The sequence below is a fragment of the Paenibacillus sp. GYB004 genome, from assembly GCF_036577605.1.
GTDB classification, from domain to species: Bacteria; Bacillota; Bacilli; order Paenibacillales; family NBRC-103111; genus Paenibacillus_AB; species Paenibacillus_AB oceani.
In genome coordinates this window covers 56014-70706 of sequence record NZ_JARBDB010000052.1, presented here as the reverse complement: position 1 = coordinate 70706, position 14693 = coordinate 56014, and the positions used below count along the sequence as shown (strand labels likewise).

Annotated in this window: 13 protein-coding genes; 5 read left to right on the top strand and 8 right to left on the bottom strand. The window is 56.2% G+C overall.

The genetic code is table 11. The annotated features are described in order from the left end of the window. Window position 1: 1 nt before the first annotated feature. Together spoVAC and PV433_RS21835 are read right to left on the bottom strand one after the other, a co-directional pair. Entirely contained in the window at window positions 2-484 is a 483-nt protein-coding gene (spoVAC, locus tag PV433_RS21840) for a stage V sporulation protein AC (protein ID WP_442951560.1), read from the bottom strand. 34 nt (window positions 485-518) lie between these two features. Next, a complete protein-coding gene (locus PV433_RS21835; protein ID WP_332074352.1) occupies window positions 519-1379 on the bottom strand; it encodes a DUF421 domain-containing protein in 861 nt (286 codons plus the stop codon). Between the two features lie 207 nt (window positions 1380-1586). Between PV433_RS21835 and PV433_RS21830 the strand changes: the two genes are divergently transcribed. Further along, on the top strand, window positions 1587-1793 hold the full coding sequence (locus PV433_RS21830; RefSeq protein WP_190932348.1) for a DUF1657 domain-containing protein: 207 nt from the start codon (window positions 1587-1589) through the stop codon (window positions 1791-1793). 367 nt (window positions 1794-2160) lie between these two features. Here PV433_RS21830 and PV433_RS21825 read toward each other — a convergent pair whose 3' ends face one another. Then, on the bottom strand, window positions 2161-3354 hold the full coding sequence (locus PV433_RS21825) for an MGDG synthase family glycosyltransferase (protein ID WP_332074168.1): 1194 nt from the start codon (window positions 3352-3354) through the stop codon (window positions 2161-2163). Window positions 3355-3678: 324 nt separating this feature from the next. Here PV433_RS21825 and PV433_RS21820 point away from each other — a divergent pair, with 324 nt between their 5' ends. From PV433_RS21820 to PV433_RS21805, 4 genes are read left to right on the top strand one after another with little or no spacing between them, the layout of a single operon-like run. Further along, entirely contained in the window at window positions 3679-4713 is a 1035-nt protein-coding gene (locus PV433_RS21820) for a sensor histidine kinase (protein ID WP_332074167.1), read from the top strand. Between the two features lie 44 nt (window positions 4714-4757). Next, on the top strand, window positions 4758-5303 hold the full coding sequence (locus tag PV433_RS21815) for a SiaB family protein kinase (protein WP_332074166.1): 546 nt from the start codon (window positions 4758-4760) through the stop codon (window positions 5301-5303). Then, on the top strand, window positions 5304-5699 hold the full coding sequence (locus tag PV433_RS21810) for a DUF1987 domain-containing protein (protein WP_332074165.1): 396 nt from the start codon (window positions 5304-5306) through the stop codon (window positions 5697-5699). Continuing rightward, complete coding sequence (locus PV433_RS21805) at window positions 5696-7540, top strand: SpoIIE family protein phosphatase (RefSeq protein ID WP_332074164.1); 1845 nt, start codon at window positions 5696-5698, stop codon at window positions 7538-7540. The genes PV433_RS21810 and PV433_RS21805 overlap by 4 nt, the downstream gene beginning before the upstream one ends. 139 nt (window positions 7541-7679) lie before the next feature. Here PV433_RS21805 and PV433_RS21800 read toward each other — a convergent pair whose 3' ends face one another. The 5 genes from PV433_RS21800 to dgoD all read right to left on the bottom strand — a co-directional run bounded on the left by PV433_RS21800 (window position 7680) and on the right by dgoD (window position 14683). After that, window positions 7680-8411: a response regulator transcription factor gene (locus PV433_RS21800; protein ID WP_332074163.1), complete on the bottom strand. Its 732-nt coding sequence runs from the start codon at window positions 8409-8411 to the stop codon at window positions 7680-7682. 91 nt (window positions 8412-8502) lie between these two features. Continuing rightward, complete coding sequence (fumC, locus tag PV433_RS21795) at window positions 8503-9894, bottom strand: class II fumarate hydratase (RefSeq protein WP_332074162.1); 1392 nt, start codon at window positions 9892-9894, stop codon at window positions 8503-8505. Window positions 9895-10095: 201 nt separating this feature from the next. After that, on the bottom strand, window positions 10096-12039 hold the full coding sequence (locus tag PV433_RS21790) for an ABC transporter ATP-binding protein (protein ID WP_332074161.1): 1944 nt from the start codon (window positions 12037-12039) through the stop codon (window positions 10096-10098). Between the two features lie 84 nt (window positions 12040-12123). Further along, window positions 12124-13101: a Gfo/Idh/MocA family protein gene (locus tag PV433_RS21785; protein WP_332074160.1), complete on the bottom strand. Its 978-nt coding sequence runs from the start codon at window positions 13099-13101 to the stop codon at window positions 12124-12126. A gap of 433 nt (window positions 13102-13534) precedes the next feature. Next, a complete protein-coding gene (dgoD, locus tag PV433_RS21780; protein ID WP_332074159.1) occupies window positions 13535-14683 on the bottom strand; it encodes a galactonate dehydratase in 1149 nt (382 codons plus the stop codon). Between the last annotated feature and the right edge of the window lie 10 nt (window positions 14684-14693).

The window sequence follows — 14693 nt, the reverse complement described above, 5'->3', positions numbered from 1 at the left end:
GTCAAAACCCTCCCCAATCCAGCAGCATGTGGATAATCCCGATGATAAACGCGGCCACCGTCCCGAACACGATGACCGAACCGGCCAGCTTGAACATATTGCCGCCCGTTCCGAGGACGAGCCCTTCGCTGCGATGCTCGATCGCGGCCGAACACATCGAGTTGGCGAAGCCCGTCACCGGAACGGCCGTGCCAGCCCCGGCCCACTGGGCAAGCTTGTCGTACACGCCCAGGCTCGTCAAGACGACCGCTATAAAAATCAGTACGGCCACTGTCGGGCTGCCGGCCGTTTTTTCGGTGAAGCCGAAGAAGTGAATGAACATTTCCGTCAGCAGCTGCCCGATTACGCAGATCACGCCTCCGGCCACGAAAGCTCGCACGCAATTTTTGACGAGAGGTCTCGGGGGCTCCTTCTTTTTGGCGAGCGTCTGGTACTCCTGCTGAACGGGAGTGAGCTTTTTCTTTTTCGCGGCCATCGTTGCCATGCGTATCTCTCCTCCTATCGGTAATTTCGGACTGTTATCGCGTTAAGAAGGGCTCGCATCGTTCAAGCACGCTTTTCATCGATGCGGCGCACTGGTCGTACGACCGTTTGGCTTTCCACTCGTCGGTCGACAGCGCGAACAGCTCCAGATCGGCTTCGCATTTTTTCAACGTCGCCCACAGCAGCTCTCTCTGACTCGGTTTCGGGGTTTTGATTTTATCGTCGTACAAATCGACCGTAATCTGCCCGTACGTATCCACCTGAGCCAAAAAGACGTTCTCCAGCGCTACCCCTAGCTTCTCCAGCTCAGCCGCCAGCCATCCGCGGCTAAGTCCCGCCGTCGCGAGCGGTTCGTCAATAACCGTTCCGTCCATAATAACGGTCTGTGGCTCCCTTTCGTTCGCTACCTGGATCCCGAGCAATTTCGGAGTAATCGGCTGGTTTTCTTTCGTTAACAGGACGCTGACCCCGCCATCGGTTTCCAGTACGGCGAATTCGACGTCGGCCAGGCGGAATGCCCCTTTTCTGCGCAGTTCCTCAAGCAGCTCGTCCGAAGTAAATCTGGCCTTTTTTAAGTTATCTTCCAAAACTTTCCCTTCTTTGATCAGCACCGTAGCTTGTCCGTCTGTGATGTCGCGGACCGACTTGCTTTTCAGCGACAACCATTCCAGCAAAAGCGGGAGGAACGTCCAAATCAGTATACCGGTAACGCCCAGCAGAAAATGGTCCTCGATCTCTAGCGAAATAAAGCCCGCAATATTGCCGATTGTGATGCCGGCGATGTAATGGAAATAATTCAACTGCGACAACTGTTTTTTTCCAAGCAGCCGGGTCAGTGCGAACAAAACTACAACGGCACATGCGGATCTCCAAGCAATTTCAATCCATTGCGGCATCATTCTCACCGTTACTTTCGTTTGGTTTTGGATTGCACATATCGATCCGCTGTTTATCTTCCCAGCTAAGCAAGCGGACAACAAACCGGGGTGTCGATCTTTATTATTAGTTAGAGCAACGATCTCCTTTCATGACAGTTTTTTACATAAATGAGATCTCGGCTTTCGGGAATAGTAGTGTTGTTAATAAAAAGGGAGGTGAAACCCATGACCGTCGCATCCGATGTAAAAACATGCCTCGCGTCGCTCAAGAGCGCTCAGGCGAGCCTGGAGCAGTTTGCGCTGAGCACTCAAAATCAGGAGGCCAAATCGGTATTCCAGAACTGTGCGCAAACAACCCAGCAAGTCGTCGATCAGGTTAATGCACGCGTTCAACAGCTGGAAAACGAGGAGCCGCAATACAAAGGTTTTTAATTCGGAAGAACCATAAGAAAGCCGTCCGGTAAGGCTTCCGGACGGTTTTTTGACGTGCACACCCATACGTTAGCGGGCGGAATGCGTGCCTGGGCTGCAGCCGCTCGTTGATGAGGTTTATGGTGATGACAAAAAGCCGCCGATCATCTGCATGATCAAGCGGCTTTCACCTGCAGCTTTTACCTGGCGTCCCTACTCCGGCTAAGAAGCGAATACAATCAGAACGATGACGAGCAGCACAAAAAGGATCAACACCAGCAAAGCTTCCGAGTGGATCGGCATATCCAACGGCTCCCATCGTGTTCGTCTTCACGTCTTATTCCCAGTATATGCCCAATATCCGGATGTGTAAGGGACAGCCGCCCGGTTAATGTGCGTTCTCGTATACCGAGTGAACCACCGAATTTTCCCACCGGGGTAGCGGAATGTGCCGGGCCGAGAAGATGGCGTCGAGCGCGTGAAACGATGAGGTCTCCATATGAAGCCGTTCCGCATGAGCTCTCATGGCCGCAAGCCGCTCCGGTTCATCGAGAAGCTTGCCCACAACGGCCACAAGCTCTCTCTCCGTGCGGGCGCGAACCGCCACCCCCGCTTCCGTCAGGAAGTCGGCGTTGTCCTCCTCCTGACCCGGCAGCGGACGGAACAGCACCATCGGCAGCCGCATCGCGATCGCCTCGGTGGTCGTCAGACCGCCCGGCTTCGTAACGATCAGGTCCGAAGCGGCCATATATTCTTCCATATTGGTGACAAATCCGGTCAGCCTCACGCTATGGCCGGGTACGGCGGCATTCAGCCGCTCCTCCAGCTTCGTTCGCAGTTTTTCGTTATGGCCGCAGACAACGATCACCTGCGAAGTGCCCTTTCGCGCTTCTTCCTCCATCAGCCGGACCATGCCTTCATGCATCATCCCGTAGCCGCCGCCCATCATAAGCAGAACTGGCATATCCGTACGCAAGCCGAGCTTCGCTCTCAGCGCCGGACGCTTGCATGACGAGCCTCCCGTGCAGAACGGAGGCCGTACCGGTATGCCGGTTACCGTAATCCGGTAGTCAGGCACTCCGATCTCAAGCAGCCCGGATCTCACTTTCTCCGAGCCGACGACGTAGCGGTCCGTGCCCGGATGCACCCAGTAACTGTGATCGGTGTGATCCGTAATGACCGTTACGGTCGGCACATCGGTCAGCCCCGCCATCTTCATCGCCGACATCGCGGCCGCCGCCAGCGGAAACGTGCTGACGACTACGGAAGGTTTCACTTCCGCAAGCAGCTTCGCAATCCGTTTCAGCCCGTACCAGCGCAGCCGTCCGGTTAACGTTGAGAAGGCCGAAGGTTTTTTCGTTCTCCGGAACAAATATCCGTATACGGAAGGAAATTTTTGCACGCCCTGGTGGAACACCGCCTTGCTCCAGCCATGCAGCCGCGGCAAGGTCCACTCCATGAAATCGACCGTGACCGCTTCCGCCGACGGCCTCGTCAGCCGGCACGTTTCCAGCAGCGCCTGAGCCGCCTGCTTGTGGCCTTCCCCGAACGGCCCGGAGAGCAGCAATATTTTTCCGTTCATTATCATTCACCCGCCTATCAGTAACTCTTATGACTACATCATAACTCCGATCCGTTTTCCGCAACACGGACCGCCGTCGGTTTCCGACCCGGACCTTGGTCCAGTCCGTTCCCCAGTCTCCGCTCCTCTTGCGGATAGACTCTCCTGTTACGAATTATATCAAGCAAAGTTACTATTTTATGCGCGAAACTTATAAAAGTGCGAGTCGAGCAGGCTCCTGATCGGCTACATGATCAAAAGTGGGCTTTTTGAACAACCTCTAAAAGATTTTAGAAGGGTGTGATATAATATGGAGCTATAATGTGCCTGGAGAGAGGTCGAAATATGGAGTCCGAGACGGTTACCGAACATGATGTCTTTGCCGAAGAACAGCGCATATTGAGTGCCGCCCGAAAAAGGCTCGCTCCAGGCGGCGTTCCGGAGCCGGAAGATTACGGGCAGCTTGTCCGCCATTACGAGAAGCTGCTCAAAACGACGATGAAGCTGTCGCGGATCAGCGATATTCAAGGCCGGACGCTGAAGCACCGCGAGCAGGAGCTGAGGGCCGCCCATGCCGAGCTGCAGAACCAGGAACAACTGCGCAAGCAGCTGGTATCCGACATTTCCCACGAACTCCGGACTCCGATCACTTCCGTTCAAGGATATGTCAAAGCATTTATGGATCGCGTGATCGAGCCTGACGAACATTACTTGCCGATGGTTTACCAGAAGCTGCTGACGATCAATCAGCTGATCTCCGATCTGTTCCAGCTCTCTACGCTGAAGGCCAATCAACTTCCGCTTCATTTAGAACCCCGGCCACTCGGCCGCTGGTACGAATCGCTGCGTTTCAAGTCGCTTGTTGCAGAGCGCCGTCAAGTGCATTTGCTGAAAGGTCCCGCTCCCGACGAAGACGAGCTGCTGCTCCTGAACCAGAAAGATTCGGCCGTCATCTATATAGACTCGCTCCGGATCGAGCAGGTTGTCACCAACTTTGTCGACAACGCGCTGAAATATACGCCGCAAGGCGGATCTGTGCGCGTATACGGGTCCATCACGGCGAGTCCGCCGGAAGCCTCGGTATTGATCAGACCGCACCGGGAGCCGTCTTCCCCGTTCTGGTTCAACTTATTCGTGGAGGATACCGGGGAAGGAATCGACCCGGGCGAGCTTCCCTATATATTCGAAAGGTTTTACCGGGGCGAAGCTCCCCGTACAAGCGAAGTCCAGGGGAGCGGTCTCGGATTGTCCATCTCCAGGGAAATCATCGGCCGTCACGGCGGCTTGATCGGCGCTTCAAGCGTTCCGGGGGCGGGGAGCCGGTTCCACTTCTCGATTCCGTTATACAGCGATGCGGCCGCGGCCGCCGCGGACCGGTAAGCGGCAGTCGCCGACAACCATATTGATACAGGGGGAAGAAGCCGTTGATTCACCAACACCTCATTCATGTCCAAAATATGCTGCGCGAGCACGGCATATTAATCAGTTTTGCAGGCAAGCTGTCACAAAGCCTTATCGAGGAATACGGAACGGCCGTCAAAACGTATCTGGAGAACGAGGACCGTCCGCGCAATGAAGTGACCGTCATCTTCTCCATCTTTATCGAGCAGACGCAAAATATAAACAACTACTGCTCCTCCAGAAAAATCAGCGCCAACTACGAAAAAATCGCGCATTCCAGCATCGTTACGATCGGCAAAGCCGAAGACGGCTACTTCGTCTGTTCCGGCAACGCCGTTGAGAAGGAAGATTTGAAGCTGCTTACCTCACAGATCGATTCGTTAGTCGCGATGGACAAGGCCGAGCTGAAGAAGCTTTACAAAGAAAAGCTCCGCGAGGAGACGCCTGACGTTTCCGACGGCGCAGGTCTGGGCCTGATCGATATCGCCCGCAAGGCCGGCAGTCTGGAATACTTCGTTACCGAGCTGGACGAGCAATTAGCTTTTTTCACTTTAAAGGCGGTCGTATAAATGGAACCTTTACACCTTGTTGCTACGAAGAGCACTCCTGCCGTAACCTTTGACGAGAATACCCGTGTACTGGCGATAACCGGACAATCGTATCCGGAGAACGCCTTTAAGTTTTACGAGCCGATCTTCGAATGGATCGACAGCTATTTGTCCCGGCTCCCGTCCGACACCGAATCGGCAATCGAATTCCAGATGCCTTACATCAATACGAGCAGTACCAAATGCCTGATGATGTTGCTGGACAAATTCGACACCGCCTATATGGACGGGAAACGGGTCGGCGTACGGTGGTACTGCAGCCCGGATAATGAAAGTGAATTCGAATGCGCGGAAGAGCTGAAGGAAGATTTAAGATTGCCTTTCGATATCATCGCCAAGGAGTCCGACGAGTCATGAACGGTCCCCGCTCCACCGACCGATCGCGGCTGCGCGCCAATCCTCTCTACGATGCCGGAGCGGCCAAAGTAACGGTGTTCGCAACCGTGCTCATCGTGTTTTCGATCATTTTGACCGGCGTTATCGCCTACTACATTACGAAAGGCCAGTCTGTCAAAAAGTTGAAGGAAACCGATCTCGAATATATCGGCGGTTCGATCGCTTCGAAAATCGATGGACGGATCGAACGGGCGATGGAGACGGCCCGGCTGCTCGCCGGCAACCGCGATTTGAACGAATGGATACTGGGCGGGGAACGCCTGGGCGGAGAAGAGACGGTAGCGCTGGAGACGATTCGCCGCATGACCGAGCAGTTCCAGTACGACAATTCGTTTATCGTCAGCGTTCTGACCGGGCAGTATTGGACGGAACAAGGTCAACTGCTCGATACGATGACGGGAAGCGACCCGGACGATGCCTGGTTTTTCAGGACGCTGGAGGACGGCAGGCCGGTTCAGCTCGACATCGACTACAACGAGGAGCGCAAAGATACGTTTATTTTCGTTAATGCGCTCATGCGCCATAACGGCGTGCCGGTCTCCGTCGTCGGCATCGGGCTCAGTCTGCAGGATATGTCCCAGCAGTTCGGGGAGTACAAATACGGGCTACACGGCAACCTGTGGCTGACGGACAAGTCCGGGGAAATTTATTTGTCCGACGAATTCGCCCAGAACGGGCACAACATGCGCGATTATATGCCTACGGAATCGGCCGACCGCTTGCTGTCGATGATGGACCGGGAACGGGCGGTGACCGAATACGTGGATGCGGACGGCAACCGAAAGGACGTCATGCTTTTTCCGATCGCATCCAGCGAATGGTCGCTCGTCGTAGCCGTTGACCGCAACGAAGCGATCTCGTTTCTGAAAACGATTCAATGGCAGACGGCTGCCGCCGTCGCGATCTCCCTGCTGACCGTCGTTTTTTTCTTTACTTATATGTCGCGCAAGCTAGCCGACCCTTACAAACGGGCGATCGAGCTTAACGAGGAGCTGGAGCGGCAAATCGCGACCCGGACCAAGGAGCTCGCGGAGCAAAACGAAAAAATTCTCGATAGTCTCGACTACGCCAGCCGCATTCAAGTGTCTGCTCTACCGACGGATGCCGAGCTGAAGGAAGCGCTGCCGGGCCACTTTATTTTGTGGAAGCCCCGGGATCGCGTCGGCGGCGACTTCTATTGGCTGAAACGCGTGAAGCGCGGTCATCTGATAGCAGTGGGAGATTGCACCGGTCACGGTGTGCCGGGAGCGCTTATGTCCATTATGACCGTTTCCTTGCTCGATCAGCTTGTACATTCCGATTCGGATGATCCGGCTGCGATCTTGACCCGTCTGAACCGCTCGATCAAGCAGACGCTTAATCAGAACGGGAAAGAAGGATTAACCGACGACGGACTCGACATCGGGTTATGTCTGCTGACCGATACCGCGACCGTATTTGCGGGAGCGGGCTGTTCGCTGCTCGTCCGGACGCCGGACGGTCTCGAGGAATACGAAGGCGACCGCAAGTCGGTCGGCTATCGGAAGACGCCCCCCGATTACCCGTACACGAACAAGGTAGTGGAGGTCGGACCGGATGCCGTACACTATTTGACTACAGACGGGCTGGCGGATCAAAACGGCGGGGACAAAAACTACTCGTACGGCAAGACGCGGTGGAAAATGTGGGTGGCGGCGAACGGAGACGCTCCCTTCGACCGGCAGCGGACGATGCTGGAAGCGGAAATCGACCGGTACAGAGGCGATGAGCCGCAAAGAGACGATATAACCGTCCTCGGCTTCCTGCCGCCCCGGAAGGGATGAGGAGATGCGCTAGCTTTACGCCAAGCCGTTCCGATCAAGCTGACCCGGCCTTCGCTCACGCCGATCCGGACGCCGAATCCCCGAAGCACCCGGGCACGTTCAAGCTTGTGCCATTGTGCCAGCTTGTATGGAGTTTGTGTCAGCGTGCGGCAGTCCCTTCATACCGGTAGCCCATTCCCCGGACGCTGATAATATACCGGGGATTGGCCGGGTCCTGCTCCAGCTTTTTGCGGATATTGTAGATGTGGACCATCACCGTGCGCGGATCGTCGTTGCTGTTGCTCCCCCAGACGTGCTCGTACAGCTCGGAGGCGGAGAACACCTCGTCCGGACGGCTGGCGAGAAAGGCAAGCAGCATAAACTCCTTGGCCGACATCCTTACTTCTTGACCGTTCACGTGGACGGTCATTTTTCTCGTATCGATATGAATCCCTTCGGACGGAATCGTCCGTTCCCGGGAAGGAACGGGTACCGGGGCGTCGTATCTGCGATAGATCGGAGCGCGGCGCAAGTTCGCTTTCACTCTCGCCACGACGACCGCGGGGTCGAACGGCTTCGGAATATAGTCGTCGGCTCCGAGACTAAGTCCATGCACGATATCTTCGGCCTCGCCGCGGGCGCTGACGAACACGATTGGAACGTTCGACACGCTGCGGAGCTGTTCGCACAGCGTAAGACCGTCCCCCCCGGGCAATTGTATATCGAGCAATACAAGATCCGGCCTTGCCGATTCAAATACGCGCAAAGCGGAGACGCCGTCATTTGCTTCTTCGACTCGAAAGCCGCTTTTGACCAAATATAGGCGAATCAGCTCGCGGATTTCCTTATCATCCTCGACAATCAGTACTGTAGCCGTCTCTGCGTAATCCAAATCCATTCCCTCCGAATCTGTCTACCCGTTGTTAGTATAATAGTAGCATTTCGGAGCGGCGGAGCCAAGAACCCCGCCGGGACGGTCCCTTTCAGCTTTCCTGCGGCCGGATCATCAGCTCGGGCCGGACGATCCGGTCAAACTCTTCTTCGGTCAGCAGCCCGCTTCGGACAGCCGCCTCCTTCAGCGTAATGCCTTCCTTGTGCGCCGTTTTCGCGACCAGCGCGGCTTTTTCGTAGCCGATATGCGGGTTCAAGGCGGTGACGAGCATCAGCGACTGCTCCAGATGGTGGCGGATGACGTCCCGGTTCGGTTCGATGCCGACCGCGCAGTGATCGTTAAAGGAATGAATCGCGTCTGCTAGCAGACGGGCGGACTGCAGGAAATTGTAGATGATCACGGGCTTGAACACGTTCAGTTCGAAATTTCCTTGGCTCGCCGCAAAACCGATCGCCGCATCGTTGCCCATCACCTGGCAGACAACCATCGTCATCGCTTCGCTTTGCGTCGGGTTCACTTTCCCCGGCATAATTGAGCTGCCCGGCTCGTTCTCGGGAATTTTAATTTCTCCGAGTCCGCTTCGCGGACCGCTGGCCAGCCAGCGCACGTCATTGGCGATCTTCATCAGATCGGCGGCCAGCGCCTTCAGGGCGCCATGAACGAATACGATTTCATCGTGGCTGGTGAGTGCATGGAATTTATTCTCGGCCGAAACGAACGTTTTGCTTGTCCGCTTGCCCAGCTCCTCCGCCACAAGCGCTCCGAACTTCGGATGCGCGTTAATTCCGGTGCCGACGGCGGTTCCGCCGATCGCCAGCTCGCGCAGATGGGTGGCGCTGTCGCGGATCATCCGCTCCGTCTTGTCGAGCATCCGGTGCCAGCCGCTGATCTCCTGTCCCAGCGTCAGCGGCGTCGCGTCCTGCAGGTGGGTGCGGCCGATTTTGATCAGCTCGCGGAACGATTCGCTCTTCTCCGCAAACGTCGCCTTCAGCTTGGCGATCGCCGGCAGAACGCGGTCTTCGACAGCTAGGAGCGCGGCCACATGCATGGCCGTAGGGAACGTGTCATTGGAGCTTTGCGATTTGTTGACATCGTCATTCGGATGAATCCTTGACGCGCTTCCCTTCCGCTCCAAATGCCGGTTGCCGAGGTTCGCGATCACTTCGTTCACGTTCATATTCGACTGGGTGCCGCTGCCCGTCTGCCAGACGACGAGCGGGAAATGATCGTCCCACTGCCCCTGCGTTACCTCATCGGCCGCTGCGATGATCGCCTCGGCTTTCTCCGCGTCCAGCTTCCCCAGCTGCAGGTTTGCCGCCGCGGCACTGCTCTTGAGCATCGCAAATACGTGGATCAGCTCCGCAGGCATCCGCTCCGTTCCGATTTTGAAATTTTCAAAGCTGCGCTGCGTCTGAGCGGCCCACAGCTTAACCGCCGGGACCTTCACTTCGCCGAGCGTATCCTTCTCGATTCTGTAGTCCATATTCGAGTCCTCCCGTATCCGTGTTTTGACATGATCTGTCTCCAACTCTTATAGATTACCCGAATCAATCTCCCGCATCCAACGGTTTCCGCTCCGCTAGGTTAGCTGGCTTATCATTTCCATTTCCTGCACAACAAGCCAACCCGTCAGGAACATCCTGCCTGACAGGTTAGCTTCGCTTCCATATGCGTTTGTAACCCTTTATCTCAGCATATACTGCTCCATCCCTTTGGGACGCATCGCTTTTAATTGCTTGCTGTACAGCTCGCGGTACAGCCCGTTCCGCTTCATCAGCTCGTCGTGGGTGCCGCACTCGGCGATTTCGCCGTTGTCGATCACGATGATCTGATCCGCCCGGACGACGGTGGCCAGACGGTGGGCGATGACGAAGGTGGTCCGGTTTTTCATCAAATTATTAAGCGCTTCGGTGACCAGCTCTTCCGATTCGGCATCGAGCGCAGACGTCGCTTCGTCGAGTATGAGAATTCTCGGGTCCTTCAGCAGCGCCCGGGCGATCGCGAGCCGCTGCTTCTGCCCTCCGGACAGCCGGACGCCGCGCTCGCCGAGCACCGTGTCGTATCCTTTGTCCCACTTCATAATAAATTCATGGGCATTCGCCGCCTTCGCCGCTTCGAACACTTCCTCCATCGTCGCTTCCGGCCGCCCGTAGGCGATATTGTCGTATACGGTTCCCGAAAACAAGATGTTATCCTGGAGGACGACGGCGATTTGCTTGCGCAGGTCGTAGATATCGTATTCTTTAATATTCCGGCCGTCCACATACACGGCGCCCTCATTCACGTCGTAAAACCGCGGGATGAAATTGATCAGCGTCGACTTGCCCGCTCCGCTCGGGCCGACCAGGGCGACGACCTGTCCGGGCTTGGCGTGAAAGCTGATCCGTTTCAGCGCGACCCGGGTCTCGATTGTCGTCGGCGGCGGATCGGGTTTCGTTTTCGGAGGAATCCAGTAAAACGATTTCGGCGGCTTCATTTTCTCCACGATATCCGGGTCGACCGGCGCGCCCTTGTCGCCCTTGGAGACCGGCAGCTCCGTCTCGTACGTAAACGAAACGTTGTCGAAGCGGATATCGCCGGCGCAGTTCTTCATCGGGAGCGGCCGCTCCGCATTTTTAACATCAGGCTCGATATCGAATACTTCGAAAATCCGCTCGATATTCGTCATCGCATTTTGGATCGTAACGTTCACTTCGGCGAAACGCTGGATCGGTCCGTACAGCTGGCCCAAATAAGCGTTAAAGGCGACCAGGGAGCCGATCGTCATCTCGCCCTGCAGAACGAGGGCTCCTCCGATCGCCCAGGTGATAAGCGTCCCCGAATAGCCGACCGTCTGGCTGATCCGGCCGAGCGTATTGGACAACAGCTGTGCGGAGAGCGAATGGTTGATATGCTGCTCCGACTGGCGGTCGAACCGCTGCAGCTCCGTCTGCTCGCGGTTGAACGACTGCACGATCTTCATCCCGGAGATGCGCTCGACCAGCACCCCGGAGATCCGCTCCATCTGCCGGTTCACCGAGCGGGAGGCGAAGCGGATGCGCACGTTCAAATTGGTAAACGTCAAATAGTAGATCGGCAAAATCCAGAGCGACAGCAAAGCCAGCTTTACGTTCAGAGAAAACAGGAAACAGGCCGCAAAAATAACCATGATCATATCGAACGCCACATTGATTACGTTCGAACCGACCAGGTTTTGCGCCCCGTTCACATCGTTAATGACTCTGGATAATATGCTTCCGACCTGCCGGCTGTCGTAAAATCGCTGCGACAGTTTCTGAATATGTTCGTACAGCTGTCTGCGAATCCCGGCCACCATCCGGCTGCCGAGCCGTGACGTCACGTTGTTGCGGGCAAAGCTTACGATGACGCTTACCCCATAGAGGACGGCAAAAGTAGTTACGACGCGCTGCAGCGTCCAGCCGGAGTCCGGCTTTTGGCCCAGCACGTCGTCGATCAGGATTTTCGTCAGCCAAGGGCTGGCGAGAGGAACGATGAACTGCAGCAAGCCAAGTGCTACGATCGCCATAATATAATACCGGTAAGGCTTTACGAACTGCAAATACCGCCGGACGAGTTTCGCTTTGTTGCGTTTGGCTTGTTCGTCCGGATGTTCTTCGTCGTTCTTCACGTTGACTCCCCCCCTTATTTTCGTAATCATTATAGAACGGGAGTTGTGAAGATTGTGTGAATGAACATCGGAGCGGACGGACAGCTAGCCGATCCGAACCCGGCTGCGGCTGGCATCCGAGGCGAATAACGCATCCAGGACGCGGGCTTGCGCCATAATCGCCTCTCCTCCGTCCGGCAAATAATTGCCTTCGAGGACATGTTTGGCGAATTGTTCCGCTTGCAGCCGGAACGGGGTAATCCGGTCCGTCGTGAACTCGCTCGTCTCGCCGTTCACCGTCACCTGCAAAGTTACGGCTTGTGCGTTGGCCGTTTGCTTGACCTCCAGCTTGCCCTTCGTCCCCAGCACCTCATAGCCGCACCCATACGGCATATCCAGACCGCCGGTCAGAAGAGCGGTCCCGCCTCCGGGGAACTGCAGCGTGCCGGCATACCGCATATCGACCCCGTCGCCGTCCTTCCGGATCAGGCGGCAGTCGGCCGACTCCGGCTCTTCTCCGAACAAATAACGGCTCCAGTTCACGAGGTAGCAGCCGATATCGTATACACCGCCGCCTCCCCATTCGTTCACCAGTCTGGTGCTATGCTCCTGTGCGGTGAAAGCAAAATGTCCGCGGAAATATACGGCATCGCCGATCGCTCCGTCGCGAATGGCGGCTTTGGCGAAATGATGCCCTTCCTGGTAACGGGAGACGAACGCTTCCTCGACGTGAACGTTGTTCGCTTTCGCCAAATCGACGATTTTTTGCGAATCTGCGGCGTTCATCGTAAACGGTTTTTCGAGCAGAACGTGTTTGCCTTTCCGGACCGCTTCTTCCGCCCATTCGGCATGCAGATGGTTCAGCAGGGCGATATAGACGGCGTCGATCTCCGGATCGTCCAGAAGCTCCGCATAGGATGCGTAAACGTTCGGCACCCCGTATGTATCCGCCGCTTTCCTGCCGTTCTCCGTATTTCTCCCGGCTACGCCGATCCATTCGCCGTTCGCGGCTTGCTGTAGCGCAGGACCCGCTTTTCCGATAATATGTCCGGTACCCAATACTCCAAAGCGCAGCTTCCTCATCCCTTGTTCCTCCCTCGTTACAGGCTCCCCTGTGAATTGGTAATCGTCGCAGCTTCCTAATTATAACATTATCGGAAGGCAGGATGCTGGTTAATGTGCGTGCGGCGGACCGATCCCCGGGTACGAAGCCTTTTCACGACGTTGGCAGCAGATAGGCCTCGGCTATTCGGCTATCGGCATCTGTGAGCCGGGTTACAAACAGGTTGGCTGGTTTTGAGCAAAAATAGTACAAACCGCCCTTAACCGGCTTCCTGCCCCGGAAACGTATCTCTCTCTCCAAAAAAACAAATTCCTGCGTTGTTGACGCAGGAATTTGGTGCATATTACATTCCTTCACCAACAATGGAAGCGAATGTGCAGAAACCGGCGCTTGCTTATCCGAGTGATTGCCTGCGGTCCAGATCGGCCGTTCCCGCACTCACCATCGGATCCCTTACCACTCCGCCACCGTGCCGTCCTCCTGGCGCCATACCGGGTTGCGCCAATTGTGGCCGACCGCGGCCATTTCTCTTACTTTCTCCTCGTTCACTTCGATGCCGAGTCCCGGACCGTTCAAGTTGGCGACGAAGCCGTCCTTGTAGGCGAATACCGAAGGGTCCTTCAAATAATCGAGCAGATCGGAGCCCTGGTTGTAATGAATCCCCAAGCTCTGCTCCTGGATAAAGGCGTTCGGCGAGCACGTATCGAGCTGCAGGCACGAAGCGAGCGCAATCGGTCCGAGCGGGCAGTGCGGCGCGACGGCCACATCGTAAGCTTCGGCCATCGCCGCGATTTTCCGGGTCTCGAGAATGCCACCGGCGTGCGACAAGTCCGGCTGAATAATATCGACGATGCCTTGGGCGAGCAATTCCTTGAAGCCCCAGCGGGTGTACATCCGCTCGCCTGTAGCGATCGGGCACGACGTGTACTTCGCGATTTCCTTCAGCGCTTCGTTGTTTTCCGGCAGCACCGGCTCCTCGATAAACATCGGACGGTACGGCTCGAGCTCCTTCACCAATATTTTGGCCATCGACTTATGAACCCTGCCGTGAAAATCGATGCCGATGCCGATTTCTTTCCCTACGGCTTCGCGGACCGCCGCGATCCGGGCGATCGCCGCCTCCACCTTCGGAATCGAATCGATGAAATGCATCTCTTCCGTCGCGTTCATCTTCACCGCCGTAAATCCGGCGTCCACCTGACGTCGCGCAGCCTCGCCCACATCGCTGGGACGGTCTCCCCCGATCCACGAATACACCCGCGTCCGGTCGCGGCAAGCCCCGCCCAGCAAGTCGTAGACCGGTGCGTTGTAAAACTTGCCCTTAATGTCCCACAGCGCCTGCTCGATTCCCGAGATCGCGCTCGACAAAATCGGGCCGCCGCGATAAAAGCCGCCGCGGTACAACACCTGGAATATATCTTCGATCCGCATCGGGTCCTGGCCGATCAAATAGTCGCTCATCTCCGTCACGGCGGCATGAACCGTATCGGCCTTCCCTTCGACGACCGGCTCGCCCCATCCGGATATCCCTTCGTCGGTTTCCACTTTCAGAAACAGCCATCTCGGCGGAACTTTAAACAGCTCCAACTTCGTAATTTTCATCGGTCAATGA